The following is a 26927-nucleotide window of genomic DNA, read 5'->3' as shown; positions in this document are numbered from 1 at the left end:
AGGATGGCAGTCAGTTGTCGAGTGAATCAGGCAGGCTTCAAAGCGGCCCAAATGGGTAGGTGATCAGACGCCTTCCGCGCCGAAGGACTGTCATGGACGCCGCTCTCCATCACTGTCCAGTTGGCGCAATGCATTATTCTATCCAGCCGCGCCACGGGCCGGCGGGCATGGAAGCTCTTGCCGCAATCGGCGAAGCGGAAATGATGAGCGAAGTCCCTCAAACATCCACCCTGGGCGCTCCATTCGTTGAGATCGCCCATCAATACAGTCGGCAGGCTGTCCTGATAGCTGTTGGCGTGGGCAATGACGGCGGCCGCCTGTCGTCGTCGCCACAGGCCGGAAAGGTCGAGATGCATTCCAAAGGCGCGCATTGTTTGTCCCTTTAACAGCACCTCCGCCATCACCGCCCCGCGCGGTTCGAGATAGGGAATATGGAGGACTTCGTGCCGCAATATCTCCGCCGACTTTCGCACCAGAAGCGCATTTCCATGCCACCCCATGCTTTCGATATGGACGTCGAGCGGAACCGGTTGATAGTCGCTATGCAAGTCCAAAAGGTGCAGCGGGATCGCCGCCGTGCGTTGTCCAAATCGCCGATCGGCCTCCTGTAGCGCTATGACATCGGCGTCGATTTCACGCAGTACCTCCAATATGCGCTCAGGGTTCCGGCGTCGGTCCGTCCCAATGGCTTTGCGCATATTATAGGTGGCGACCTTGATCATTCGTCGATTGTGCCTTTGGTTGGTCGAATAAGGCAAGACTTCCAAAGAATTTGACTGCGCAGGCGCAAGGTTTCCAAGCCCTCCAAATTTCTTCTGGTGTTCCCTCTATGTTCTGATACATCCACCTCATGGCCAAGGTGAAGAAAAAATATGTCTGCCAGCTCTGCGGTTCGGTTTCTTTCCGCTGGCAGGGTCAGTGCGACGATTGCGGCGAATGGAACAGCCTGATCGAGGAAGCAGGAGAGACCGTCTTCAGCGCGCGTCATAGCCTTCAAGCGGGAGGGCGGGCCGTCAATCTGGTAGCCCTCGACAGCGATGTCGCCTTGCCGGCGCGAGAGCCTACAGGGATTGCCGAGTTCGACCGGGCCTTGGGCGGTGGCCTAGTGGCGGGATCCGCTACGTTGATTGGCGGCGATCCTGGTATCGGCAAATCCACCTTATTGCTGCAGGCGGCCGCAAGGATGGCGGCGAGGGGCCTTGCGGTAGCATATATCAGCGGAGAGGAGGCGGCGGATCAGGTGCGGCTGCGCGCGCAGCGGCTTGGGCTCGGCAAGGCTCCGGTGCAGCTGGCGTCCGCGACTTCGGTGAGGGACATTCTCACGACCTTGAGCCAAGGCGCTCCCCCGGCGTTTCTGGTCATCGATTCGATCCAGACGATGCACAGCGATTTGATCGAGGGTGCTCCTGGTACGGTCAGTCAGGTACGCGCCTCCGCTCAGGAACTTATTCGCTTCGCCAAAGAGCGGGGAACGGCGTTGGTTCTTGTTGGCCATGTAACCAAGGACGGCAGCATCGCTGGACCTCGCGTGCTTGAACATATGGTGGATACGGTGCTGAATTTCGAAGGGGAAAGGAGCCATCAGTACCGCATTCTCCGCGCGATCAAGAATCGCTTTGGCGGCACGGATGAGATTGGCGTCTTCTCAATGGAGTCCGAGGGATTGTCGGAGGTGGCAAATCCTTCGGCGCTATTCCTCACCCATCGGGACGAGAGCGTCACTGGTGCAACTGTTTTTCCGGCGCTGGAGGGTACGCGCCCTGTGTTGGTTGAAATTCAGGCTCTGACCGTTCGCCTCGCAAGCGGCGCAACCCCTCGGCGCGCTGTCGTAGGTTGGGACAGTGGACGTTTGGCAATGATCTTGGCGGTGCTTGAGGCGCGGTGCGGCCTCAGCTTTTCGACATGCGAAGTCTATCTCAACATCGCGGGCGGTTATCGCATATCCGATCCGGCCGCCGATCTGGCAGTGGCAGCAGCTTTGATATCGGCCCTTTCGGAACGGCCCGTTCCAGCCGATTCCATATTGTTCGGGGAAGTTGCACTTTCGGGAGAGATCAGGCCGGTCGCCCATGCTGCCTTGCGCCTCCGGGAAGCGGTCAAGCTTGGCTTTGCCCGCGCGCTGATTCCCGCCTCGGTCGCCGACAAGGCCTCCGGCGTTTCGAACACTGGATTCAGAACGCTCGCGCAATTTGTTGACCATATGCTCGGCCGCGATTAGCCAGCAGTCATGACAGCTCTCGATATAATTGTACTGCTCTTGATTGGCGGTGGCGCGATATTCGGTTTTATGCGCGGTTTCGTAACGGAAACGCTCTCGCTTATCGCCTGGGTGTTGGCGATTTTTGCGATAAGGATGTTGCATACGCCAACCACGGAATGGTTGACAGGACCCGTGGGAACCCAGGCGGGGGCGGCCGTATTGGCCTTTGCCCTAGTGTTCGGCGTTACGTTCGTGGTCGGGAAATTTCTGGCACGCTCACTTGGCGCCAGAACGCGTCAATCAGTGCTCGGCCCAATTGATCGGATATTGGGATTGGGGTTCGGCGTCCTAAAGGGCCTTATTGGCGCGACGCTGCTCTTCATGCTGGCAAGTCTGGTTTACGACACCATATATGGCGGGGGTGCAGAACGGCCCGAATGGATGTCCTCGTCGCGGAGCTATCCCCTGCTCAACGCCAGCGGTAAGGCAATGAGCGATTTTATTGCGGAGCGACGCGGTGTCCCAGCTAGTGAGGCAATGACGGACGAATGAACGCGCCTCTCTATAATTCTGATATATTGCGGTTGGCCGCTTCCATCCCTCATCATAAACGGTTGAAGGATCCGCAGGGCAGCGCTGAGAAGCGCTCGCCCACCTGCGGCAGCCGGGTGACGGTGGACGTGCGGCTCGATCGCGATGGGCGACTTTGCGATCTTGGCCTGGAAGTCCGCGCCTGCGCTCTGGGACAGGCGTCTGCCTCTCTCATGGCGGCACATGCCATGGGAAAAACTCAGGCGGAATTGGTAACGGCCCGGGACGGGCTTGCAGCTTGGCTGGCGGGGATTAGCGCCGAAACAGATTTCTGGCCCGGCTTTGAGGTTATTGCGCCGGCCCGGGGCTATCCGGCACGTCACGCCTCAATTCGTTTGGGATTTGAGGCTGTTGCCGAAGCGGTCGCTATTGCAAATGAGCATAGCGGATCATGAATCCGGCGGTCCCGGAAGCGGCCAGCGCCACCGACATGCTGCTGACCGAGGGGGTTGTCCTCCTTGGCGTGGCATTGCTGTTCGTGATGCTATTCCGTCGCCTTGGCCTGGGTGCGGTGCTTGGATATCTGGTTGCAGGTGCTCTGGTCGGTCCTCAAGGTTTTGGCCTTGTGGGAGGCGCGGAGTCGAAATTGGCCATTGCCGAAATCGGCATAGTGCTACTGCTGTTCCTTGTTGGCCTGGAACTCAATGTCCAACGATTATGGCGGCTGAAGCGGGATATATTCGGACTGGGGCTCATGCAGGTCGTGCTGTGCGGTGCAGCTTTGGCGGCTATCATCTATTTGACTACGGAGTTTACATGGGGTGCGGCTCTCGCGCTGGGCTTACCCCTTGGCCTGTCGTCCACGGCCCAGGTTCTTCCCAGCTTGAAGAATAGCGGCCGGATCAATTCGCCCTTCGGTGAAAAGGCTTTTTCGATCCTGCTTCTGCAGGACCTGTCGATTGTTCCGCTGATCACCATTGTCGCTGCGCTGTCTCGCAATCCGATAGATGCGCTCGCACCTCCCGGCTGGCAGCTCGCTCTCTACACGGTAGGAGCGATCATGGGACTGGTGCTGGTTGGGCATTTCGTACTGAATCCCATGTTAAGACTGGCTGGGCGCCTGGGTGAACGCGAACTGTTTGTAGTGGTGGGACTTTTTACGGTCCTTGCGAGCGCTGCGTTAATGCATTCTCTGCACCTTTCGACTGCCTTGGGGGCCTTTGTGGCAGGCGTGATGTTGGCGGACTCTCCCTACAGGCATGAGATCGAGGCTGATGTCGAGCCGTTCCGCTCAATCCTGCTCGGGCTGTTCTTCCTTGCTGTAGGCATGGTTCTGGACATCCAGACGGTGCTTGCTCACCCAATCTTTGTGTTCGGGATGGCGGCGGTGCTCGTCCTGGTCAAAACCGTCATTATAATGCTCGTTGCGCGCCTTTTTGGGATGGAAGGCAAGCAGGCTTTTGCCTTGGGCCTGCTCCTGAGCCAGGGGGGTGAGTTTGGCTTTGTACTCTTCTCGCAGGCTCAAGATGCTTTGCTGATTGAGCCGAGCGCCGCAAGCATCTTCAGCGCTATAGTGACAGTTTCCATGGCAACCACGCCGTTCCTCCTGCTGTTGGCTCGTAAGCTTGAATTTGCTCGCCCTTCACGAGAGATCGAACCGGAAGGGCCGGATGAAGCGCCCCAGGGTGCGGCGCTGGTAATCGGTTATGGTCGGTTCGGGCAAACGGTCGCCCAGATGCTGATGGGTAATGGCTGCGACGTTACGTTGATTGACAAAAAACCAGCCCAGATCGAATTTAGCAGTCAGTTTGACGTGAAGGTTTATTATGGCGATGGGACCCGTGTGGACCTGTTGCGCAGGGCGGGGGCAGAAAAGGCGCAGATCATAGCGTTCTGCATTGACGGAGACATGCTGGCCCCCAAGGACTTGGAACCGATATTGGAGGCTTTTCCTCAGGCGGCGGTGTTTGTGCGCGCATATGACAGGCAGCATTTGCTAACGCTCAGGACCCTGGACATTGCCGGGTCTGTTCGGGAGGTATTCGAGTCCGCTGTCCATATGGGACTGCAAGCGATGAAAGCCTTAGGCATACCGCAAACCGAAATCGCGCAAGTCGAAAGGCGTTATCGGGAAAACGACCAGCAGCGCCTGGCTGCCCAGGATGCTTCAGGGTCCTTGCACGCAGGCAAGGATATGTTGTACCGGCCGGGCCACAGCATGCGCGATCCGGATGGTCAGTTCGATGGGGAATTTGGGTGATCGCAGTTCTTGCAGCTCTGTCTGCCGCCATTGCCGTTGGGGCAGGGGCCTTTGGGGCTCATGGCGCCTCCAATCCGCAGGCCTCTGAATGGCTGAGGACCGGCGGTATGTATCAAATGGTTCATGCGATCGCCGCCCTCGCGATAATGGGTGTGGCCCGTGGACCCGCAATCCTGCTGTTGCTGGGTGCAGCAATTTTTGCCTTCACCCTCTACGCGATGGCTGCAGGAGCGCCGCGCTGGCTGGGCGCCGTTACGCCAATTGGGGGAACCTTGCTTATTCTTGGCTGGTTATGGGCGGCCTGGATATTGTTCCGCCGATAGCTTTGCCCTTCATGCCGTTTACTACCACCTTTGAATCATCGTGAAGGAATCGCCGACGTTGAGTTGCAACAAGGTTGCGCAGCTGCCGTCCAGCAGTACGGCGCCATCCGGCTGAACCACGGCATAGCCATAGCAGCAGCGGAAGTCCTTCAGCCTGCCAGCGGTTACCAGCATTTTTTCGCCTTTTTCAGAATGGGTGCCCGCCAGCGTCGCATCTTTGGCCTCTGCAATCGTCCGAAGCCGATCGGTTTGAGCCGTCATTGTGGGGCCGCCGTCGAAAATGTCGATATAACCTTCGCGCCTAAATCCTTCCGTTTCCAGCATCCGCATGGCAGCGCGTCCGGAAGGATGCGGCACGCCAATTACCATGCGCGCACTTTCAGGCAGCATAGCGGTGTAGATTGGATGCTTTGGCATGAGGTCCGCGATAAACTGGTTTCCATGAATTGCGTTGAAGTCGTCCGCGTCCTGAAAACCCATGCCGAAAAAGCGGCCGGCAAGCCCGTCCCAAAAGGGCGAACCTCCGGCATCGTCAATGACGCCGCGAAGCTCGGCGAGGATTCGATCTCCAAACCGCGCGCGATGCTGGCGAATGAACAAATATCGGCTGCGGGCAAGCAGAAGGCCCAGGCCTTCGGCTCTTTCTCGCGGGTGGAGGAACAAGCCTCCGACTTCGCTGGAGCCTTCAAGATCAGTGGTTAAGTTGAGGATTTCTGCCCGGAAAGTCCGGCCGAGTTCGCGGCTATTCTGCGAAAGGACGCCGACGCGATAGCTGTAGAATGGCCAAATTTGACCCACCTGAGTGAATAACTGGCAGGTTCCCCGAACATGCTTGGTGTCGCTATTTTCAAGCACCAGCACGATCAGTTCGTCTTTTATGATCTCATCGTCATGGGAAAGTGCTTGTTCGGTCCGCTCCAGCTTCGCCTTTAGCGCCTCACGGTCCGCTGGCAAATTAGTGAAACCACCGCCGGTCAGCTTGGCCATTTCATAAAGGGTCTGGAGATCGCCATGGTTGGCGGGGCGAATGAAGAAGCTCATATGCGGCCTCTTTCAGCTATTCGCATGAGGACCAACGCCGACAAGCTGGCTCGTTCGGCAAGGCTTTCCACGATCAGGAATTCACCCGAACTGTGAATGGCGCCTCCCCTGACGCCCATTGTGTCGACCACGGGGGTTCCGCAGGCCGCAATATTGTTGCCATCGCAGACTCCTCCGGTGTCCCGCCAGTCCAGCGATAGCCCCAGGCAGGATCCGCACTGCTTCACCAGCGTGAAGAGACGTTCTGCCCCCGAATCGATTGGCTTTGGCGGGCGGCGGGAGCCATGATGGATATTGTGAGAGACCCCGTGTTCTCGCGAAACGCTGCCTGCGCTCTCTTCAAGTAGTGCAAGGGCGGCTTGCTCGTCATCCGCCGTTCTGGAGCGGAAATTGACACGGAGAATGGCATGATCGGGGACGACATTATTAGGACCGCCGCCGTCGATCTTGGCAGGGTTGCAGCTAAAGCCCCGTCCGCTTCCGCGCTTCAGGCGCACCGCCAGATCAGCGGCCGCAACTATGGCGTTACGGCCTTCATGTGGATTTCGGCCGGCATGCGCGCTTTTGCCGGTCACGATCACGGAGAAGTTGCTGCTGCCGGAACGAGCGCCCGCAAAGGTGCCGTCCGGCAGCGCGGGCTCATAGGTAAGCGCGGCGATCTTCCCTGCGGCGGCTTTTGCGATCAGGGAAGCGGAAGAAGGCGAGCCCACCTCCTCATCGCTATTGATAATAATTTCGTAGCCGATCCGCGAGGCGAGAGGGCTGCTTTCGAAAGCTGAAAGGGCGGCGAGCATGACGCTCAATCCTCCTTTCATATCGGCTACTCCAGGGCCGTTAAGTGTCCCATCGTCCAGCCAGGCAAGCGTCTGGAACGGATTGTCCGTCCCGAAAACCGTATCCATATGGCCTGTGAGCAATATGCGCGCTGGCGCGTCGGGCCGGACGGTCAGGTGAAGATGTGCACCATGATCCATTTCGGCCAGGCGCCCATCTGGCAACAGCATCTCGACAGGATCGGTGGATACAAGCTTCACCTTACCGGGCAGGAGCGAAAATGCGTCCGCCAACCTTGTGGCCATGAGCGCCAATCCCGAAAGATTGCGGGAGCCGCTATTGATCGCTGCCCAGCTCTGCACCTGCTCCAGCATTGAAGCACTGGCGGCAAGCTCAAGAACGCCATGTTCGGCTTCTGAAATTGCGCTCATGCGTAATCTTGTAACTCAAATCGGCTGATCGCTCCAGCCAATTTGCAGCGGTTAAAACGACCGTCAGGTCTTCACCAGCGTCACTTGTGCAACATCAATGCCGCCGCCGCGAAAGCCCCCTTCACAGTACATGAGATAATATCGCCAGAGTTTTACGAATTGCTCATCGAATTGAGAAGGAATTCGTCCATCATCCAGTGCTCTGTCGAAATTTTCCCGCCACCTGCGTAGGGTTTCCGCATAATGTTGGCCGAAATGATTCTGGTCGTGCCATTCGAAGCCCATGTCTTCAGCTAAATTCCGGAAGCGGCCTTCTGAAATCAGCATGCCTCCGGGGAAAATATAGGTCTGGATGAAATCCGCGCTGGCGGCGTAGCTGTCGAACAGGGTATCGTTGATGCAAATATACTGGATCGCCGCCCGGCCGCCAGGCTTCAGTAGGCGATGGATAGCCGCGAGATAGTCGGGCCAATAACGCTGCCCCACGGCTTCCACCATTTCAACGCTTGCAACGGCGTCATATTGCCCCTTGGCGTCGCGATAGTCGGTAAGAAAGATCTGTGCACCGCCGGAGGAGATCGCGCTCGACAGCCATTCCTCCGCAAATGCCTTTTGGCGCGGCGAGAGAGTCAGTCCGTCATAACGCAGGCTGGCATGTTTCAATGCGGCGGCACCTAATGCGCCCCATCCGCAGCCGATTTCAATAAGCGAATGGCCATCGTGCAGCCGTAGCCGCCCTAGAATGGCGTTTAATTTTCGCTGCTGCGCACTTTCCAAGGATTCCTGTATAGTATTAAGATCCTCAAACAAGGCACTGGAATAGCACATGCTTTTGTCAAGCCATGCGCTGTAGAAGTCGTTGCCGAGATCATAATGAAATTCGATGTTCCGGCGCGCCCCGCTTCGGCTATTCATGCGCAATGCGTGCGTTGTCTTTGCAAGCAGCCTCGACAGACCACGCGCGCGAGCGACGCCTCCCAGAGTCTCGGCATTGCGCATGAATAGGGCAAACAGCGGAACGGGGTCAGGACTTTCCCATTCGCCTGCCTCCCATGCGCGGTACCAACCGGTCGATCCTGAACCGATGAGGCGTATCAGTGCACGCCACCGGTTTAGTCGTACCTCACAAACCGGTCCCTGGCATCGCCCGCCCAAAATGCGTGTTGTGCCGTCGGGCAGCCAGGCCTCCAGCGCCCCTGCCTCAAGACCAGCGTCAATGCGGTCCAGTATCTTGTGAAAAATGGGACCGAGCAGACGGCTGATCCTGTTACCGCTTGCAAAAGGCTTGATGCTGGGCAGCTTGCGGTTACGTCCAGGTGAAATGGCGTTCATACGGGGACTTTGCCCGAGCCCCGCGTGGGAGGCAATCGGGCAAAGTACCGAAATTGCAGTTCTCGTCAGCTTAAATCGGCTGCTTCCCAACGGTCCAGGTCTGGCCCTTCGAGACCAGCTTTTGGAGGTCGGGCGTCTTCCCCTGAGCGACTGTCCTGTTCTGTTCGATGACCACGCTGTCGAATGTCGGCGCAGGATCATTGTACAGGACGCCAAGCGCCATCGGGAAAGAGCCGAAGGGCATTTCGACAAGCATATGGGCTACCGCGCGGTTACGGACGTCGTGAACCAGAACGCCGGCGGTTTCCCAATCACCATCCACGACATCCACCACTTCCAAATGGAGGTGGTCGAGATTGAGCTTAAGGCCCTTGGTTCCCTTGTCGAACAGCATGGGCTTGCCGTCTTCAAGCCAGAGCTGACCAAGATCGGCATTCTTTTTCTCGGTAAAGTCCGCAAACACGTCCTTGTTGTAAACAATGCAGTTCTGGAAGATTTCGACAAAGCTTGCGCCCTTGTGCGCGTGTGCGGCCTTCAGCACATCGGGAAGCTGCTTCGACACGTCATAGGCACGTGCTACGAAACGCGCGCCGGATCCTAGCGCGAACGCAGCCGGACGGGTAGGGCGATCCACCGAGCCGAAAGGCGTGGATGGACTTTGTGTTCCCACTCGGCTGGTCGGGCTGTACTGACCTTTGGTCAGGCCATAAATCTCATTGTTGAAGAGCAGGATCTGGCAATCGACATTTCGGCGCAGCACGTGCATCGTATGATTGCCGCCAATCGACAATGCGTCGCCGTCACCTGTGATAATCCAGACATCGAGTTCCGGATTGGCTAGCTTGACGCCCGTCGCCACGGCCGGAGCACGGCCGTGGATCGTGTGGAAGCCGTATGTTTCCATATAGTAGGGAAAGCGGCTGGAGCAGCCTATGCCACTAACGAACACGACATTCTCTGGTCTTACGCCGAGTTCCGGCATGGTGCGCTGCACGGCCTTGAGGATCGCATAATCGCCGCAGCCGGGGCACCAACGCACTTCCTGATCGGTTTCAAAGTCCTTGATGCTCAGTTTGGTCATCTCATTCATTCTTGGTCTCCGTTCGTCCCGAGTGAAGTCGAGGGACGTTGGCGCGGACGTGTCTCGACTTGCTCGACACGAACGGCTCAGGAAGTGCTATTTCAGTTCTTCGTCTATCGCGGCCTCGATCTCCGCGATGCGGAAGGGTTGGCCGGAAGTCTTGTTCAAAGGCTTGGCGTCGACCAGATACTGGTCACGCAATACGGTCTTAAGCTGGCCGGTGTTCATTTCCGGCACCAATATCCGGTCATAGCCCCCCAGCAACGCCCCTAGATTTTTGGGCAGCGGCCAAATGTGGCGGATGTGGATATGGCTCACATTTTGGCCCTTGGCGCGGGCGCGGCGTACGGCCTGGTGGACCGGGCCAAAGGTGGAACCCCATCCGACAATCGCCAGCTTGCCGCCGGGCTCGCCAAGGCAAACATCCTGATCGGGAATGTCGTTCGCAATTCCCAGCACCTTGTCGCGGCGAATTTCCGTCATCGCCTGATGGTTGGCAGGGGAATAGTCGATGTGACCGGTCCCGATCTGCTTTTCGATACCGCCAATCCGATGGAGCAGGCCAGGGGTGCCGGGCTTGATCCAGGGACGCGCCAGCTTCTGGTCGCGGCCATAGGGTTTCAGGCCGCCTTCCTGAGGCTCTTCCAGGAAGCGCACGGGGAACGGCTCATAAGTGCTCATGTCGGGCACTTTCCAAGGTTCGGCCGCATTGGCGATATAGCCGTCGGTCAACAGCATGACCGGCGTCATATACTGTGTCGCAATGCGGCAGGCCTCTATCGCGCAGTCAAATGCGTCGGCGGGCGAGCTTGCGGCGATCACCGGCATCGGCGCATCGCCGTTGCGGCCATAGACGGCCTGATAAAGATCCGATTGCTCCGTCTTGGTCGGCAACCCCGTGGAAGGCCCGCCCCGCTGGGAGTTGACGATGACCAATGGCAACTCGGTCATGATTGCCAAGCCGATGGCTTCGCCCTTCAGCGCAATGCCCGGACCTGAGGAGGATGTGATGCCAAGCTGGCCCGCATAGCTTGCGCCAATGGCCGAAGCGATGGCCGCAATCTCATCCTCAGCCTGGAATGTGGTGACGCCAAATTCCTTAAGGCGGGACAGGTGGTGAAGGATTGCCGATGCCGGAGTGATTGGATAGCCGCCAAAGAACATCGGTAGACCGGCCAGTTGCGCTCCTGCCACCAAACCTAAGGAAATGGACTCCGCCCCAGTAACGGTGCGGTACAGTCCCTCCTCTTGTTGCGCGGCGGCGACGTGGTACTGCTTCATCGGTCCGCCGATTTCTGCGGTCTCACCATAGGCATGGCCAGCGTTCAGCGCCGCAATATTGGCGTCGGCGAGCACGGGGTTTTTTGCGAACTTGCTCTTCAGCCAATCAATGATCGGCTGGCGGTCACGATCGAACATCCAAAGCGCCAGACCCAATGTCCACATATTCTTGCAGCGTAACGCTTCCTTGTTGCCAAGGCCGAATTCCTTCACGCTGTCGAGCGTGTGCTGCGAAATGTTGAAGGCCAGCAATTGCCATTTGGCAAGACTGCCGTCCGTCAGCGGATTGTGGTCATATTTGGCTTTGGCGAGATTGCGGTCGTTAAACTCGCCTTCATCAGCAATGATCAGGCCGCCCGGTTTCAGCGCGGTGACATTGGTCTTGAGTGCGGCCGGGTTCATCGCGATCAGCACATCGGGTTCATCGCCCGCCGTGTTGATCTCAGTCGAGCCGAAATTGATCTGGAACGCCGACACACCGAACAACGTCCCCTGCGGCGCCCGAATCTCTGCCGGAAAATCCGGGAAGGTCGCCAGGTCGTTTCCAGCCAGCGCGGTCGACAGCGTGAACTGGCCGCCGGTTAGCTGCATGCCGTCGCCGCTGTCGCCCGCAAAGCGGACCACTACCGCTTCGGGCGCGGGGGCAGCCGAGACATCCTCGGTTGTAATATTCTGGGCGGCTGTCGCCATGTCTGTCACTCGTCCTGTTACTAACTGTATGGCCTACTTCTTGGGCGCTGTCCTACGCCGGGAAGCCCTGCACTTCAAAATAGAAAATATGCGGACAGAGCAATCTCCCTTTTCTGGTTGCAGAAGCATTTGCTTCTGGCTCCATGGGCATGTGACCCCGTGGGCAATTAATCGTCGGTTGCCGTCGGACGCGACATGCTCTTATGGAGATATGGATTCACAGGCTCATCGGCAATCGGGAGAAATGCTTTGGACCATCTTTTTGTTCGGCCGGATGTCCGGGCGTTTCTGGATTTTGTGAACACCGCACCCCGACCAAAAATGGCAGAACTTTCTTTAGCGGAGGCCCGAGGGGTAATGCGCGATATGGGGCAGCTTGCCGATGTTGCGGTGGGCGAATTGGCGGTTATCAGAGATCTGAGTTGCAAAGGGCCGGCCGGTGAAATTCCGCTCCGTCTGTTCGATGCTCGTTCCCATCGTGAGAAGGGGCCTGCCCTCGTCTTCTTTCATGGCGGCGGTTTTGTGTTGGGTGATTTTGATACGCACGCGCCTTTTTGTGCAGAGGCTGCTCGCCAACTCGACATGCCGGTGATCGCTGTCGATTATCGGCTTGCCCCCGAACATCCTTTCCCAGCAGCGCCGCTCGACTGCGAAGCAGCTGCGCGCTGGGTGGCGGCCAGCCCGCCGGAGCTAGGCTTCGATGTGACCGCAATTGCCCTCTGTGGCGACAGCGCCGGCGGCTTGCTGTCCATCGTGACCTCAATGGCGCTGCGGGACGAGCCGGCACAGGCGCCAGTCCTGGCGCAATTTTCGATTTACCCGGCCACAGACCTCAAAAACCGCTACCGCAGCAATCAGCTGTTCGCCGAGGGCTATTTTATTGGCGACGCTGAAATGAAATGGTTTGATCAGTGCTATGCGGCCGACATGGATCAGTGGCGCGCATCCCCGTTGATGGGCAGCCAGAATTCAATGCCGCCGACCCTGATCGTCACGGCCGGGCTGGATCCCCTGCGAGACCAAGGTCGGCGCTATGCCAAGGCGTGCATCGAACAAGGCGTGCCGCTGACCTATCGTGAGGCGAGGGGCAATATTCACGGTTTTATTAACCTGGCCAAGGCGATACCTTCATCAGTCGACGATATTCGGGAAGGACTCGCCTTGTTCAAGAATATGGTCCGACATCAGGCCGAACGGCTCGGGAGTTCAATGAGCGAAGGACTTTATGGACGCTAAGCTGAATGCCCTTCCATATCGCCCCTGCGCAGGGGTCATGCTCGTAAATTATGAAGGCAAGGTTTTTGTTGGGCAACGGCTCGATTCGAGCGTCGAGGCGTGGCAGATGCCTCAAGGCGGCATTGATGACGGCGAGGACCCCCGCACGGCTGCCATTCGCGAAATCCGGGAAGAGACGGGTATCGCGGAAGAGCATTTGCAGTTTCTGGCTCAGGCGAAAGATGAACATTTCTACGATCTTCCAGACGAGTTGATCGGTAAAATATGGAAGGGCCGATATCGCGGGCAGAGGCAAATCTGGTTTCTGGTGCGATTTACCGGCACGGATAATGACATCGACATCGAAACAGAGCATCAGGAGTTTCGCGCCTGGAAATGGGCGGATCCTGATACACTTCCCGATCTGATCGTTCCCTTCAAACGTAAGCTTTACAGGGATGTGCTCCGGGAATTCCGGGATATTATCTAGACGCTGCTGACTTCAGCGCGGCCGTCAAGCTTCAACCCGGGTGCGATAGCCTGTTATGGGGTCCTGCTCCACTAGGTGCACCAGCGCCTGCGCAACCACTTCGGGAGTCTTCAGCGTTGCCGGATCTTCACCTGGAAAGGCTTTGGCCCGCATGGCGGTGCGCGTCGCGCCGGGGTCCACAATCGCGGTCCGAATCTTGCTGATGTTCTTTACTTCCTCGCCATAGGCCGTGACCAGCGTCTCCAGCGCGGATTTGGACGCGCCATAGGCTCCCCAATAGGCCCGGGGTCTTTGGGCGACGCTGGACGTGATAGCTATCACCCGCGCGTCCGCACTATTGCGGAGCAACGGATCGAAGGCAGCGATCAGCGCCTGCTGCGCCGTAAGGTTCAGCGTGATGAGACGAGCAAATTCCTTGGGATCAATGGTGTTCACAGGAGTTAGCGTTCCGAGCATCGCCGCGTTTAGAATCAAGACGTCGAGCGTGCCCCAACGCTCTGCTACCGCGCCGGCGAGACGCCCGATACTTTCGCCGTCAGTCAGGTCCAGCGGGGCGATTGTGGCGTTGCCGCCGAAACCGTGAATGCGCTCTTCGACTTCCTCCAAAGCGCCAGCAGTGCGGGCGGTAATGATGACATGCGCGCCTTTTTCAGCGAATGCCAATGCGGTGGCCGCGCCAATTCCACGGCTTGCGCCCGTGACGAGGGCCAGTTTTCCTGCGAGGGATTTGTTGGTCATGCCGTTATCTTTGTATGCCGTTTCTGTTCATGTTCAGTGTCGCCGGGACATGTTGATCCGCGCCAGCGTCTCTCGAATAAACTCGGGCCGAATGCCGTGTGATTTGACTAGGAAACCACCCGTTCCTGCAGCAGCGAGAATTGATCCGTCACCTGCGCTTCATCCTGGTCGGTAAGCGTGGTTGGATAATCCCCCGTGAAGCAGGCATCGCAATATTGCGGACGGATGTCGGCGCGCTTGGCCTCACCAAGCGCCTTGTAGAGACCGTCAATGGAAAGGAAGGAAAGACTGTCTGCGTGAATGAAGTCGCGCATGCCGTTCACATCCAGCTTATGGGCAAGCAGCTTGGCGCGTTCGGGCGTATCGACGCCATAGAAACAGCTGTGCCGGGTGGGCGGGCTGGCGATACGCATATGCACCTCGCTTGCGCCGGCTTCGCGCATCATTTGCACGATCTTCAGCGAAGTGGTGCCGCGCACGATGGAATCGTCGATGAGCACTATGCGCTTGCCGTCGATGAGGGCGCGATTGGCGTTGTGCTTCAGCTTGACGCCAAGATGACGAACTTTGTCGCCGGGCTGGATGAAGGTGCGGCCGACATAGTGGGATCGAATAATGCCGAGTTCAAATGGAATGCCCGATTGCTGGGCGTAGCCGATGGCAGCAGGAACGCCGCTGTCGGGCACCGGAATCACATAATCCGCTTCAACCGGGTTTTCGATCGCCAACTGGGCGCCGATGGACTTGCGCACCGAATAGACTGACGAGCCGTCCACAATCGAATCTGGCCGCGAAAAATAAACATGCTCGAAAATGCAGGGACGGGCGTGATGATCGCCGAAGGGGCGTATGGAGCGGGCCTCGCCCTTATTTGGCACGATGACCAGCTCGCCCGGTTCAATGCTGCGTACATAATCCGCGCCAACAACGTCCAGGGCGACCGTTTCAGAAGCAAAGATCGTCGCATCGCCGAGCTTGCCCATCACCAGCGGACGAATGCCCAGCGGATCGCGGCAGGCAATCATTCCTTCGGGCGTCATCACGATGAGGGAGTAAGCACCCTCGACCTGTTTCAGCGCATCAATGAACTTGTCGAGCAGTGTACGATAGGTCGAGGTGGCGACCAGATGAATGATGACTTCGGTATCGGACGTCGACTGGAAGATTGAACCGCGACGAATGAGCTCGCGGCGAAGTTTCATGGCATTTGAGATGTTGCCATTATGGGCTACCGCAAAGCCGCCAGACGAAAGCTCTGCATAAAGTGGTTGAACGTTGCGGAGGGCAGTTTCCCCTGATGTCGAGTAGCGCACATGGCCGCAGGCAACGCCGCCCGGCAAACTGCGGATGATATCGTCCCGATCGAAATTTCCCGCGACATGGCCCATTGCCCGATGCGTGTGAAATTCCGTGCCGTCCCAACTGGTGATTCCGGCTGCTTCCTGCCCGCGATGCTGCAGGGCATGAAGGCCCAGCGCAACGATGGCGGCCGCCGTGTCAGCGCCGCTGATCCCGAAAACTCCGCATTCCTCGCGCAGTTTGTCGTCATCGAAAGGATTGGTCGTAAGCATGTATCGCAAACCCGATTGCCGCAGCATCAGCGGCCCTTGCCGCGTCCTGCCGCGCATATAGAGAGAAGCAAGGCGTTTGTCGCCCTATTGTAGCAAAAAAGCTGCTTGGCAGGTGGGAAGATTTCATTTTGCCGGGATAGCCGGGTTTCCCCGTTCTCGAACTGCCCCTTATGATCCTTTTATTTCAGTGCTTTCCTGAAGACCACCAAGTCGTGCTGCCGTACTTCGTCCACGCCACCTGCGGGCAGATCGCCAAGGACGAACGGACCATAGCGCGTACGGATAAGACGGCTGACTTCGAGGCCCAGATGCTCCAGAACGCGGCGAACCTCGCGGTTTTTCCCTTCGGTAAGAGTCATTTCGATCCATTGGTTGCGACCAGTCCGCCGCTCCAGATTGGCGTCGATCTTGCCGTAGCGAATGCCGTCGATCTCAATGCCCTCGATAAGGTCTTCAAGCTGTGCCTGGCTGACTGTACCATAGGCACGGGCCCGATAGGTGCGTTCCACCCCGACCGAAGGCAACTCCATCTGGCGCTTCAGGCCGCCATCGGTGGTGAGAAGCAGCAGCCCCTCGGTATTAAGGTCCAATCGCCCGACCGGCATCACCCGGGGCAAATCGGCAGGCAGCTTGTCATAGATTGTGAGCCGACCCTTCGGGTCGCGCTCGGTGGTGAGCAGGCCTGTGGGCTTGTGATAACGGAACAGGCGGGCTGGCGCTGGCTCGCTGACCGGATTGCCGTCGACTGTGATGCCGTGGAGCGACTTCAAAAGCGTTGCTGGAGTGTCGATCACTTCGCCATCGCGTGCGATACGCCCTTCCGAAATCATCCGCTCAATTTCGCGGCGAGATGCAATGCCGGCCCTCGCCAGCAATTTGGCTATGCGATGTTCGCCCTTGTCGGAGTGAGTAACCGCGGGACGGACATGCGGCACCGTCCCCGGCCTGCGCGGTCGCCCGGGACCGCGCCTGTCCATAGAGCCGGGCTTGCGGCGTGGGGCGTCCTTTTTCTGAGACAAGAAAATTTCCTTTTCCACGCGGAATCCCGGCGACCTCCCGCGGGTCTTGTGCGTTTACGACTTGTGGCCGCACCAAATGAGGCCGGGCAACCCGCCGCGACTGATGGCGGAAAGGGACGAGGACGGCAATGCTTTTCGGACATGACGACCGGATCATCACCAAGATTTTGATCGTAGAGGATGAGCCGCTTGTCGCGTTCGACAATGAGCACTTACTGGCTCAGGCTGGTTATCAAGTCGTGGACACCGTGGACAGCTATGCCCATGCCGAACTGGTCATCCGGAGCGCGGATATCGACCTTGTCCTCGCAGACGTTCGTTTGCGTGGCAGGAGAACCGGCGTGGATGTTGCGCAACTGGCCCGTGACCGAAATGTCTCAGTATTGTTCGTGACGGCCAATTGCCCTACTGAGGCAAGGCATTTGGCGGTTGGCTGCCTTGTAAAGCCCTATGCTCCCAAGGAGTTGCTGGCTGCGATCGAGGCCATTGACGCTATCATGGCGGGAGGAAGTCCCGCACGACTGCCCCAGGCATTGATGCTGTTCTGACTGGTCAAAGCCGGAATTTCCTATAGGTTTGCCCGTGACTTGTAGGGAAGGGGCTCGGTGAATGGAGGTAGTGGAGGAAGCGAGAGGTTGGCGCGCGGCGATGCCGGAAGGGTTGCGGCCTTATACCGAATCTGCTCCGATTGCCGCCTTTTTCCTGGGCATTTCATCGGGCTTTCCCTATGCGATGATCGGCGCGACATTGACGACCCGTCTGGCTCAAGACGGCATCGACAAGAAGGCGGTGACGGCCTTTTCGCTCGCTTTCCTGGTGTATAATCTGAAATGGCTTTGGGCGTGGGTCGTCGACGGCGTCCACATTCCGGTGCTGGGGCGTTTGGGACAGCGCGTCTCATGGCTGATCCTGGCGGGGCTGTTTGTGATCGGCGCAGTGGCCAATCTCGCATTGGTCAATCCGGAGGCAAGTTTGCTCAAGACCGCCTATGCCGCGGTGTTGGTGGGTCTTGCCGGCGCGACATTCGACATTGTTATCGACGCCTATCGGATCGAATTGCTGAAGCCGCACCAGTTGGGCGTGGGTTCCGGCATGTCGCAATATGGCTGGCGCATCGGATCCGTTGCCGCTGGAGGGTTGGCGCTGGTACTCGCTGCGCGTGTGGGATGGGAGGGGGCCTATCTTGCCTGCGCCATGTTCGCCCTTCCGGCCATGCTGACGGGCTTGGCCATGGGGGAGCCGGCGCGTCATCGCGAACCTGGCGGCCGGCGGGGTGCGGGCGAAATATGGCAATCCATCGTAGGGCCGCTGACGGAGTTCTTCAAGCGGCGTGGAGCTTATCTGGTCCTGCTCTTCATCCTGCTGCACAAGATCGGGGATACGCTGGCGAACCTCACCTTTCGGTTGCTGTTCAATGATATGGGTTACAGTAATGACGAAATCGCGATCTACGATGTCGGGCTTGGCTTTTGGGCCTATCTGATCGGCATATTCGTCGGCGGCATCCTCTACTCCCGGCTGGGCATGAAGCGCTCGGTGCTATTCAGCCTGGTGCTGATGGCGGTGTCCAATTTCAGTTTCGCGGCTCTCGCGGCGGCAGGTCACAGCAATTGGGGCATGGCTGGCGCGATAGGATTTGAAAATTTCGCGAGCGGCGTGGGCGGTGTGACGGTGGTCGCTTACTTCTCGGCGCTTTGTGACCTGCGTTTTACAGCGGCCCAATATGCTTTGATCTCCGCGGCGGCGAGCATAGTTGGGCGTTTCCTGACCGGCACGACCGCAGGCTCGTTGATCGAGGCATTTGGTTATGTCAATTTCTATCTACTGACAACCTTGGCCGCCTTTCCCGGAATCATCCTGTTCTGGCTGATGATGCGGGCCGGACTGATAGACAGTTCCGTAGGAAGCGCGGGAAAGGAAAATGGCGGTGGAGCATAGCTTTACTCAACCAGCTGTCGTTCCAGAATTGCATTGATATCCGCTGATGCAGGCAGGGTCCCGAAGCTGCGGCCACCACCATGGCCAAGGCGGGTTTCGCAAAATGGATCGGCGATCTTGGCCGGGGCATGCTGGGTAAGGAGGGCTCCTTGAAGAACGAGAGCAAGTCGTTCGGCAATGGTCCGCGCGCCGCTCTCATCGAACTTCCCTGCGCGGATATGCTGCATCAGTGATCGAGCCGCGCGGTCCAGACAGGCATTGCCGCCATTGGCCCGATTCACTTCCTCCGAATATCTCGAAAGCGCGTCCGGTTCGCGGCGCAGCGTTCGCAAAATATCAAGGGCGATGACGTTCCCGGAGCCCTCCCAGATGGCGTTCACGGGGGCTTCCCGATACAGGCGAGGCAGGGGATTGTCCTCGATATATCCCACGCCCCCCAAGCATTCCATGCATTCGTAGACGAAATTCGGACAGCGCTTCGTGAGCCAATATTTGGCGACGGCGACGGCTAGCCGGGCAAAAGCGCGGTCGGGCGCATCGGTCCCGTCGAAGGCGCTGGCTACTCGCATGATGAGCGTGGCAGCCGCCTCATATTCCAATGCGAGATCGGCAATAACGGCGCGCATGACAGGCTGTTCGATCAGCCGCATGCCAAAAGCCGCGCGGTGCTGAACATGGTGCACAGCTTGGGCCAGCGCCATTCGCATCAGTCCCAATGTGTTGGCGATGGTGCCAAGGCGGGTATGGTGCACCATGTCGATGATGACGCCGATGCCTCCTCCTTCTTCTCCGATCAGCAGCGCGAAGGCATCATGATATTCGATCTCCGCAGACGCATTGGAACGGTTGCCGATCTTGTCCTTGAGGCGCAGCAAGTGGATACCGTTGCGCCTTTCATCGGGGGTGACGCGGGGAACAAGAAAGCAGGAGAGGCCTCTGTCAGTATATGCGAGAGTCAGGAACGCATCGCTCATCGGTGCTGAGCAGAACCATTTATGGCCGACGAGTCTCCAGGCGCGCTCGCTATCACCCAGGCGAAAGGCGCGAGTGCTGTTGGCACGCACGTCACTGCCACCCTGCTTTTCAGTCATCGCCATGCCAATGGTGATGCCACTCTTGCCGGCGATAGGCCTCAGTTGAGGATCATATTGGCCGCCGATCAGTCTTTTGAGCCAGGGGCCCGTGAGGTCAGGTTCCTTGCGCAGCGCTGGGACCGACGCATAGGTCATGTTGATAGGGCACATGACGCCCGCTTCCGCCTGGGTAAAGACGGCAAGCATGGCGGCGTGGGCGACGTGCCCGCCATTGCCCTTGTGCATCCAGGCGATGTCATGGATGCGGTGCTCCATCGCGAGCTCCATCAGATCATGATAGGCGGTATGGAACCGCACCTCATCGATGCGGCGCCCCTGGGGGTCATGGCTCGCAAGTTCTGGTGGATAACGATTAGCCTCGATCCCAAGGTTCAGCACATGGTCGGAACCGGCGAGTTCACCAAGCTGGATCAGCGGTGCGTCGATCCACTCTCCGGCTTCACGCAGGACAGCTTCCCGCAAAGCCGTATCGCCGGTGTACAGGTTACGGCTGGCAAAGGGGGGTGGCTGATTGGTGACTTCGTGCGTGGCGAGTTGGCTCGTCGGCGCGAATGGGGGCATGACGGCACCTGCGGCTATTTTGCCTGGACCGAGTTTAGCGCGAATTAAGCAGGATTGCCATTCATCTCCTCTGCGGGCCCGATCTCGCCATCCCTTTACCGCCGCTTTCCCCTTGGCTTACTCTGATGCCGGATGTTCGCTGGCCGGCCGCGCTGTTTGATCGGGCGGGGGCGGCCGGGGGGTCGTTTGCCACGGCCTGACAAGGGAAGGTGGTTGACGCCTTCAAGCAGTTCGAAGCGGAGCGCTCCGCTGATCGGGTTGGCTTCGACCAGGCGCAGCTTCAGGCGCTGGCCCAGCTCATAGCGGTCGCCGCTTTCCTCTCCTTCAAGCGCGCGGCCCGCTTCGTCGAAGTTGAAACGTTCGGCGCCCAGGGTGGAGACGGGAACAAGACCATCGCCGCCAAGCCCCTCCACAGTGGCGAAAAAGCCGAAATTCTGAACGCCAGTGATGCGGGCGTCGACGATCTCTCCGGTTTTTTCCGCAAGGTAGGCGGCGACATAGCGGTCCACTGTTTCACGTTCGGCCTCCATCGCACGCCGTTCATATTGGCTGATGAGTTCGCCTATTCGGCTCATATCCTCGGTATCTTCGCGACTTAATATGGTCGCTGGCGGGATCGCCGTGTCTTTGGGCTTTGGAAGTTCAAGGTCATAGCTGCCGACCAGAGCACGATGCACCAGAAGGTCGGCATAGCGGCGGATCGGCGAGGTGAAATGACCGTAACTGCCGAGCGCCAGTCCGAAATGGCCGGCATTGCGCGGACCATAATAGGCCTGGGTCTGCGTGCGGAGGATCTGCTCCATGATTTGCGGGCGGTGCGCTACATCGCCCACACGTTCCAGCAGGCGGTTGAAGGTGGCGGGTTTGATCACTTGTCCCATGGCAAATTCGATGTCGAAGGTGCCAAGATATTCCTTGAGCGCCGCCAGCTTTTCGCGCGAAGGCGGCTCGTGGATGCGGTACATGACGGGCGACTTCTTCGCCTCAAGCGCTTTTGCAGCCGCAACGTTGGCGGCGATCATATAATCCTCGATAAGGCGGTGGGCGTCGAGCCGCTCGCGAACTGCAACGCTCAATATGCGGCCGTCCTCATCCAGCACCACCCGCCTTTCGGGAAGGTCCAGATCCAGCGGCTCCCGCTTGTCTCGCGCTTTGGCGAGCAGGTTCCAGCACGCCCAAAGTGGCTTTAGCGCCTCTTCCACCAGATCGACGCCGTCCGCTTCCAGATGATGCCCTTGCCCGTGCGTCGCGGCATCGATAGCGGCCTGCGCCTGTTCATAAGGGATGTTGTGGGCGACCCGGATGAGCGCGCGGGTGAAGCGCCAATCCTTTACCTTCCCAGTCTTGTCGATTGTCAGATGGCAGGCCAGCGCCGCGCGGTCCTGCCCAGCCTTGAGCGAACACATATCGGAGGACAGGCTGTGGGGCAGCATCGGGACTACGCGATCCGGGAAATAGACGCTGTTGCCCCGCTTCCTGGCCTGCTTGTCCAGGAGGCTGCCTGGGCGGACATAGTAAGAGACATCCGCAATGGCGACGATGGCCTTATATCCCCCGGCATTGGCTTCGCTCTCATCGGGGGCAGCCCAGACGGCGTCGTCAAAATCACGAGCGTCTACCGGGTCGATCGCAACGATCGGAAGGTGGCGCAGGTCCTCGCGCGTGTCCGGATGGAGCGGAAGGCTCGCGACCTTTTCCGCCTCTCCCTCCACCTCTTCGGGGAATTCGAAGGGGATGCCGAACTTGTGAATGGCGATCAAACTGAAGCTTTTGGGCGCAAAAGGATCGCCCAGAATATCGGTGACGCGGGCGTTGACCCGCGGTGGGCGGCCGGACGGCTCCGCTAACACAAGATCGCCCGGCTGAGCTTCGCCCGCATCGCTGATGCGAATGTCGTGGCGGGCCTTTTTGTCGATCGAGCGGAGCCAAAGCCTGTCCTCGGGGTCCTTGTCGACCACGCCCATCAGCAACTCCGCCGACCGGGCGAGCTTCTTCATGGGATGGGCAAGCCAGCCATTCCCCTTTTCCTCTGTACGGGCGAGGATACGATCCCCAACCCCCAGAGCGCTGCGGCGGCTGCGTTCGACGACGCGGAGACGTGGCGGGGGCTTGCCATCGGCTTCCCAGCGTTCGGGTACGGCGATGGGATCGCGGCCATCAATATCCACGATGCGCAAAACCGTGACCTTCGGCACGCCCCCCATCTTGTGAAAGGCTCGCCCTGGAGCGCTGTCGATCAGACCTTCATCCGTCATGTCCTTGAGCAACGCCTTCAGCGCAATCTTGTCCGCGCCATGGAGACCGAAGGCTCGGGCGATTTCCCGCTTGCCTGCCGGCTGGTCGGAAGAGCTGATGAAGTCCATCACTTGCTCCCGCGAGGGGAGGCCAAGGGGCTGTGATTTTTTCGGGCGTGGCATGGGAGAGCTATAGGGATTGACATGGCCCGACGCCAGTGATGCCGGTGCATTTTCGTTTCAGACGTGGCATAAGGCGTTGATGGTCCATGACTTGCTTATCATCGGGGGCGGCATAAACGGGGCGGCGCTCGCACGGGAAGCGGCGATCAATGGCCTTTCCGTACTGCTGGTGGAGCGTGGCGACCTCGCTTGCGGCACTTCATCAGCCTCGACCAAGCTGATCCATGGTGGTCTGCGCTATTTGGAACATGGCGATTTCGGTTTGGTCCGAGAGGCGCTGCATGAACGAAGGCGCTTGCTTGAGGCCGCGCCCCATGTAATCCGGCCGATGCGTTTCGTGCTGCCATATGCTTTGTCAGTACGGCCGAAATGGATGCTTCGGCTAGGCTTGCGAATTTATGATTTCCTGGGAGGCAAAAGCCGTTTGCCCCGTTCGTGCAGCCTGCGGCAATCGGATAGGCGGCTGCAGGCCCCATTAAAGCGGCCATTTGGCGGGTTTGTCTATACCGACTGCGTGACCGACGACAGCCGCCTGACGCTGCTAAACGCCTTGGATGCGGCGCAGCATGGGGCGGAAATCCGCACGAGGACCGAACTCATTTCAGCACGGCGCGACAAGGATGTGTGGCGGGCCGTACTCACCCAAGCCGGGGAGGTTCGGGCAAAGGTGCTGGTGAACGCAACCGGCCCCTGGGTAAATGAAACGCTGACCCTTCTGGGCAAGCAAAGCACTGCTCATGTGCGGCTGGTGAAAGGCAGTCATATCGTCGTGCCGCGAATAGATGAGGGCGACCATGCCTATGTCCTGCAACAGCCCGACCGGCGGATCGTCTTCGCCATCCCCTTTGAGCAGCGTTTTACATTGATCGGCACAACGGAAATCAGTGTTCAATCAGCGGAAGCGGAGGCGCCCTCCCCCCAGGAAATTCAGTATCTTTGCGACTCTGTGAACCGCTATTTTTCTCAATCCATCTCACCTGGAAATGTAGTGCACGCCTATGCTGGAGTGCGCCCGCTTTATGACGATGGCACGACCGACGCTCATATGGTGACGAGGGACTATGTATTGGAACTGGACGAGTCTGGACCCCTGTTGCTGTCAATTTTCGGCGGCAAGATCACAACGGGGCGGCGCTTGGCCGAAGAGGCGCTGGCGCTGCTCGCAGAGCCAGCCGGCTGGCAGTTTTACAGGAGCAGCCGGGCGCTTGTCTTTCCAGGCGGAGCAATCGCGAATTTTGATGAGTTCCTGTCGCACGTGCGAACTTTCTGGCCGTTCCTGGGCACTGACCGGTCGCTAAGAATGTCCCGCGCCTATGGCACGCTGCTGCACGAAATGCTGGGGCAGGTGCGCGAAGAAATCGATATGGGCCGGAATTTCGGCGCTGGCTTTACCGAAATAGAGGCGCGCTGGATGCGGGATTGCGAATGGGCGAAAACCGCTGAGGATTGTCTTTGGCGTCGAAGCAAACTGGGCCTTCACATGACCGATAATGAACAGCGTGAATTTGAGCTTTGGTGGGGGGAGAATTTCAGTTGAACCGCATTGCTTATGTGAGTGGAGAATGGGTGCCGCTGGACCAAGCGCGGGTTTCGGTTCTTGATCGGGGTTTTCTGTTTGCCGATGGAATTTACGAAGTTTGGGCCGTACTGGAAGGCCGGCTGACGGACAGCGCGTCCCACATTGCACGGCTGGAACGGTCGGCGAGGGAGATAGCACTGCCACTGCCCCTTGGTATCGCCGGGATCGTGGCCGAGGCGGTGGAACGCAATGCGCTCTCGAGCGGTCTTGTCTATCTGCAGGTGACGCGCGGGGTAGCCGAGCGAGATTTTCCCTTTCCCGCAGCAGTTGAACCCACCTTGGTGGTGTTTACCCAGCGCAAGGATATCCTTAATGCCCCGGCTGCCGGGATTGGCATAAAGGTGAAGACTGTTCCCGATCTGCGCTGGGCGCGACGAGATATCAAGAGCATTGCATTGCTGGCCCAGGTACTCGCCAAGCAGGCGGCGGCGGAGGCCGGATGTCAGGAGGCCTGGTTGGTGCAGGATGGGTTCGTTACGGAAGGCGCCTCATCAACCGCGTTTATCGTCAAGGCAGAAGGCGTGCTGGTGACTCGGCCCAATTCCACGGACATATTGCCGGGTTGCACGCGACAGTCTGTCCTGGCGCTGGCTGAGGAGGCGGGACTCGTTGTGGAAGAACGACCCTTCTCTGTGGAAGAGGCAGCAGACGCGTGTGAGGCTTTCATCACCAGCGCGTCCAATTTCGTCCTGGCGGTGGTGGAGATCGACGGACGGAAGCTGGGTACTGGCACGCCGGGTCCGATTGCGAGACGATTGCGCGAAATCTACATCGCAATGGCTTTGGCTTCAGTGGGCGACGGCTAGAGTATCCGTTTGTGTCGGGGCGAAGTCGAGACACGTCTGTCCAGGCCAACATGCCTCGGTGAGCCTCCGATCTTGCGCAAGCGGCCTTAAATTTTTCGCTGAGCCCTATTCTGATGTTTTCACCACCAGAACGCCATCTTGGAAGCCGGTAACTAGCGCCACCGCTCCTTCGGGCAGGTCCGGTCCTGTCGCTGGCCAGACGCTGTCGCCTACTTTCACCCTGCCGCGCCCATGCACGATGGGTTCGGCGATAGTGACTGTGCGCCCTATCAATCTGGCGGCGCGGTCGTTCAGCAGCGGATCGGAGGACATCACGGGATTGCCAAGATACCAGCGCCTTCCAAACCATGCCGAAACGAGCGAGGTCAGCGCGAAAATCAGCAACTGCGCCGCCGTTGGCACACCAGTCAGGAGCGTGACCAAACCGGTAAACGCCGCCGCAGCTGCAACCCATATGAGGAAGACGCCGGGGCTCAATATTTCCCCGATTCCTAGCAGTACGGCCAGGATCAGCCACCACCATTGGGCATCGAGTTGCAACTGGTTAAGCCACTCCATCTCGCTTACTCCGCCGGTTCGAACGGACCCCGCCGCCGTGGCGCAGGCGCGGTTGGCGGTGCAGAGGGCGTACCGGCCGATCCATTGCCCAGCGCCTCCTTGGCAATTTCACCAATGCCGCCCAATGTGCCGATAAGCTGCGTGGCCTCCACGGGAAAGAGGATGGTTTTGGCATTGGGAGAAACGGCGAACTGGGCCACCGCCTCGACATATTTCTGCGCGATGAAATAGTTGATCGCCTGCGTGTTGCCGCTGGCGATGGCGTCCGAGACCACTTGCGTCGCCTTTGCCTCCGCCTCGGCGGCGCGCTCACGGCCCTCGGCATCCCGGAAGGCCGCTTCGCGCCGCCCCTCGGCCTCCAGAATCTGAGATTGCTTGGCGCCTTCTGCCCGGAGGATCTCCGCCGCGCGAAGCCCTTCAGCTTCAAGCACATTGGCGCGCTTTTCGCGCTCCGCCTTCATCTGCCGGGCCATCGAATTGATAATGTCCTGAGGCGGACGAATGTCCTTCACTTCGACGCGAGTGATCTTGAGGCCCCAGGGACTGGTTGCATCGTCTACGACATGCAGCAGCCGCGCATTGATCTCGTCGCGCTTTGATAATGTTTCATCTAGGTCCATCGAGCCCATCACGGTGCGAAGGTTCGTGGTAGCGAGGTTCAGGATGGCGACGTGCAATTCTGATACCTCATAAGCCGCCTTGGCGGCATCCAGCACCTGAAAGAAGACCACGGCATCGACGGCCACCATGGCATTGTCGCGGGTGATGATTTCTTGACTGGGCACGTCGATGACCTGCTCCATCATATTCACCTTGCGCCCAACCTGATAGAAGAAGGCCGGGAAGAAGTTGAACCCCGGTTGCGCTACGGTCGTGAAGCGGCCGAAATATTCTATGGTGTAATGATAGCCTTGTCGAACGATCTTGATACTGGCGGCGAGATAGATGAAAACCAGCAAGACAATGAAAAAGGCAACAGCCACGCCCATACTAACTC

The 26927-nt window shown here is 58.7% G+C and carries 24 protein-coding genes; 11 read left to right on the top strand and 13 right to left on the bottom strand.

The features are described from left to right. Positions 1-26: 26 nt before the first annotated feature. Positions 27-722, bottom strand: a complete 696-nt coding sequence (locus HNQ99_RS11430) for an endonuclease/exonuclease/phosphatase family protein (protein ID WP_184475781.1) — start codon at positions 720-722, stop codon at positions 27-29. A 128-nt stretch (positions 723-850) separates the two neighbouring features. On the opposite strand from HNQ99_RS11430, the gene radA reads away from it, so the two are divergent. Genes radA through HNQ99_RS11405 form a run of 5 tightly spaced genes read left to right on the top strand, consistent with a single transcriptional unit; the run spans position 851 to position 5314 of the window. Beyond that, a complete protein-coding gene (radA, locus tag HNQ99_RS11425) occupies positions 851-2218 on the top strand; it encodes a DNA repair protein RadA (RefSeq protein WP_184475780.1) in 1368 nt (455 codons plus the stop codon). Positions 2219-2227: 9 nt separating this feature from the next. After that, entirely contained in the window at positions 2228-2752 is a 525-nt protein-coding gene (locus HNQ99_RS11420; RefSeq protein ID WP_184475779.1) for a CvpA family protein, read from the top strand. Further along, positions 2749-3186: an iron-sulfur cluster assembly scaffold protein gene (locus HNQ99_RS11415; protein ID WP_184475778.1), complete on the top strand. Its 438-nt coding sequence runs from the start codon at positions 2749-2751 to the stop codon at positions 3184-3186. Before HNQ99_RS11420 ends, HNQ99_RS11415 begins: the two co-directional genes overlap by 4 nt. After that, on the top strand, positions 3183-4991 hold the full coding sequence (locus HNQ99_RS11410; RefSeq protein WP_184475777.1) for a cation:proton antiporter domain-containing protein: 1809 nt from the start codon (positions 3183-3185) through the stop codon (positions 4989-4991). The genes HNQ99_RS11415 and HNQ99_RS11410 overlap by 4 nt, the downstream gene beginning before the upstream one ends. Next, on the top strand, positions 4988-5314 hold the full coding sequence (locus tag HNQ99_RS11405; RefSeq protein ID WP_184475776.1) for a DUF423 domain-containing protein: 327 nt from the start codon (positions 4988-4990) through the stop codon (positions 5312-5314). Before HNQ99_RS11410 ends, HNQ99_RS11405 begins: the two co-directional genes overlap by 4 nt. Before the next feature lie 21 nt (positions 5315-5335). On the opposite strand, the gene HNQ99_RS11400 is transcribed toward HNQ99_RS11405, so the two are convergent. From HNQ99_RS11400 to HNQ99_RS11380, 5 genes are all read right to left on the bottom strand, one after another. After that, the gene (locus HNQ99_RS11400; protein ID WP_184475775.1) at positions 5336-6355 is read right to left on the bottom strand and encodes an arginine N-succinyltransferase; all 1020 of its coding nucleotides are present in this window, start codon (positions 6353-6355) and stop codon (positions 5336-5338) included. Next, complete coding sequence (locus tag HNQ99_RS11395; RefSeq protein ID WP_184475774.1) at positions 6352-7560, bottom strand: hydrolase; 1209 nt, start codon at positions 7558-7560, stop codon at positions 6352-6354. Before HNQ99_RS11395 ends, HNQ99_RS11400 begins: the two co-directional genes overlap by 4 nt. 63 nt (positions 7561-7623) lie before the next feature. Next, on the bottom strand, positions 7624-8892 hold the full coding sequence (locus HNQ99_RS11390) for an SAM-dependent methyltransferase (RefSeq protein ID WP_184475773.1): 1269 nt from the start codon (positions 8890-8892) through the stop codon (positions 7624-7626). A gap of 70 nt (positions 8893-8962) precedes the next feature. Next, on the bottom strand, positions 8963-9982 hold the full coding sequence (locus tag HNQ99_RS11385; RefSeq protein WP_184475772.1) for a 2-oxoacid:ferredoxin oxidoreductase subunit beta: 1020 nt from the start codon (positions 9980-9982) through the stop codon (positions 8963-8965). A gap of 87 nt (positions 9983-10069) precedes the next feature. After that, complete coding sequence (locus HNQ99_RS11380; protein WP_184475771.1) at positions 10070-11944, bottom strand: 2-oxoacid:acceptor oxidoreductase subunit alpha; 1875 nt, start codon at positions 11942-11944, stop codon at positions 10070-10072. A gap of 357 nt (positions 11945-12301) precedes the next feature. Between HNQ99_RS11380 and HNQ99_RS11375 the strand changes: the two genes are divergently transcribed. Both HNQ99_RS11375 and HNQ99_RS11370 read left to right on the top strand, forming a co-directional pair. After that, a complete protein-coding gene (locus HNQ99_RS11375; protein ID WP_246414915.1) occupies positions 12302-13180 on the top strand; it encodes an alpha/beta hydrolase in 879 nt (292 codons plus the stop codon). Next, positions 13170-13649 (top strand): RNA pyrophosphohydrolase, encoded by a 480-nt coding sequence (locus HNQ99_RS11370; protein ID WP_184475769.1) that lies wholly within the window; start codon positions 13170-13172, stop codon positions 13647-13649. The genes HNQ99_RS11375 and HNQ99_RS11370 overlap by 11 nt, the downstream gene beginning before the upstream one ends. Positions 13650-13673: 24 nt before the next feature. Here the strand turns inward: HNQ99_RS11370 and HNQ99_RS11365 are convergent, their stop codons facing one another. The 3 genes from HNQ99_RS11365 to HNQ99_RS11355 all read right to left on the bottom strand — a co-directional run bounded on the left by HNQ99_RS11365 (position 13674) and on the right by HNQ99_RS11355 (position 16935). Continuing rightward, on the bottom strand, positions 13674-14387 hold the full coding sequence (locus HNQ99_RS11365; RefSeq protein ID WP_184475768.1) for an SDR family NAD(P)-dependent oxidoreductase: 714 nt from the start codon (positions 14385-14387) through the stop codon (positions 13674-13676). A 107-nt stretch (positions 14388-14494) separates the two neighbouring features. Further along, a complete protein-coding gene (gene purF, locus HNQ99_RS11360; RefSeq protein ID WP_184475767.1) occupies positions 14495-15958 on the bottom strand; it encodes an amidophosphoribosyltransferase in 1464 nt (487 codons plus the stop codon). 179 nt (positions 15959-16137) lie between these two features. Further along, a complete protein-coding gene (locus HNQ99_RS11355; protein WP_184475846.1) occupies positions 16138-16935 on the bottom strand; it encodes a pseudouridine synthase in 798 nt (265 codons plus the stop codon). 170 nt (positions 16936-17105) lie between these two features. On the opposite strand from HNQ99_RS11355, the gene HNQ99_RS11350 reads away from it, so the two are divergent. Next, positions 17106-17525 (top strand): response regulator, encoded by a 420-nt coding sequence (locus HNQ99_RS11350; protein ID WP_184475766.1) that lies wholly within the window; start codon positions 17106-17108, stop codon positions 17523-17525. A gap of 100 nt (positions 17526-17625) precedes the next feature. Further along, on the top strand, positions 17626-18915 hold the full coding sequence (locus tag HNQ99_RS11345; RefSeq protein ID WP_407692317.1) for an AmpG family muropeptide MFS transporter: 1290 nt from the start codon (positions 17626-17628) through the stop codon (positions 18913-18915). A gap of 2 nt (positions 18916-18917) precedes the next feature. Here HNQ99_RS11345 and HNQ99_RS11340 read toward each other — a convergent pair whose 3' ends face one another. After that, positions 18918-20570, bottom strand: coding sequence for an acyl-CoA dehydrogenase family protein (locus HNQ99_RS11340; RefSeq protein WP_184475764.1), 1653 nt, complete (start codon positions 20568-20570; stop codon positions 18918-18920). Positions 20571-20665: 95 nt separating this feature from the next. Then, complete coding sequence (gene rnr / locus HNQ99_RS11335) at positions 20666-22987, bottom strand: ribonuclease R (RefSeq protein WP_184475763.1); 2322 nt, start codon at positions 22985-22987, stop codon at positions 20666-20668. A 16-nt stretch (positions 22988-23003) separates the two neighbouring features. Between rnr and glpD the strand changes: the two genes are divergently transcribed. Further along, entirely contained in the window at positions 23004-24524 is a 1521-nt protein-coding gene (glpD, locus tag HNQ99_RS11330) for a glycerol-3-phosphate dehydrogenase (protein WP_322790362.1), read from the top strand. Then, complete coding sequence (locus tag HNQ99_RS11325) at positions 24521-25372, top strand: D-amino-acid transaminase (RefSeq protein ID WP_184475762.1); 852 nt, start codon at positions 24521-24523, stop codon at positions 25370-25372. The genes glpD and HNQ99_RS11325 overlap by 4 nt, the downstream gene beginning before the upstream one ends. 105 nt (positions 25373-25477) lie before the next feature. On the opposite strand, the gene HNQ99_RS11320 is transcribed toward HNQ99_RS11325, so the two are convergent. Continuing rightward, positions 25478-25930: an NfeD family protein gene (locus tag HNQ99_RS11320; protein ID WP_184475761.1), complete on the bottom strand. Its 453-nt coding sequence runs from the start codon at positions 25928-25930 to the stop codon at positions 25478-25480. A 5-nt stretch (positions 25931-25935) separates the two neighbouring features. Continuing rightward, positions 25936-26919, bottom strand: coding sequence for an SPFH domain-containing protein (locus tag HNQ99_RS11315; protein ID WP_184475760.1), 984 nt, complete (start codon positions 26917-26919; stop codon positions 25936-25938). Between the last annotated feature and the right edge of the window lie 8 nt (positions 26920-26927).

Source organism: Rhizorhapis suberifaciens (assembly GCF_014200045.1).
GTDB lineage: Bacteria > Pseudomonadota > Alphaproteobacteria > Sphingomonadales > Sphingomonadaceae > Rhizorhapis > Rhizorhapis suberifaciens.
The sequence above is the reverse complement of the archived record's forward strand: the minus strand, read 5'-3'. Positions and strand labels throughout refer to the sequence as shown.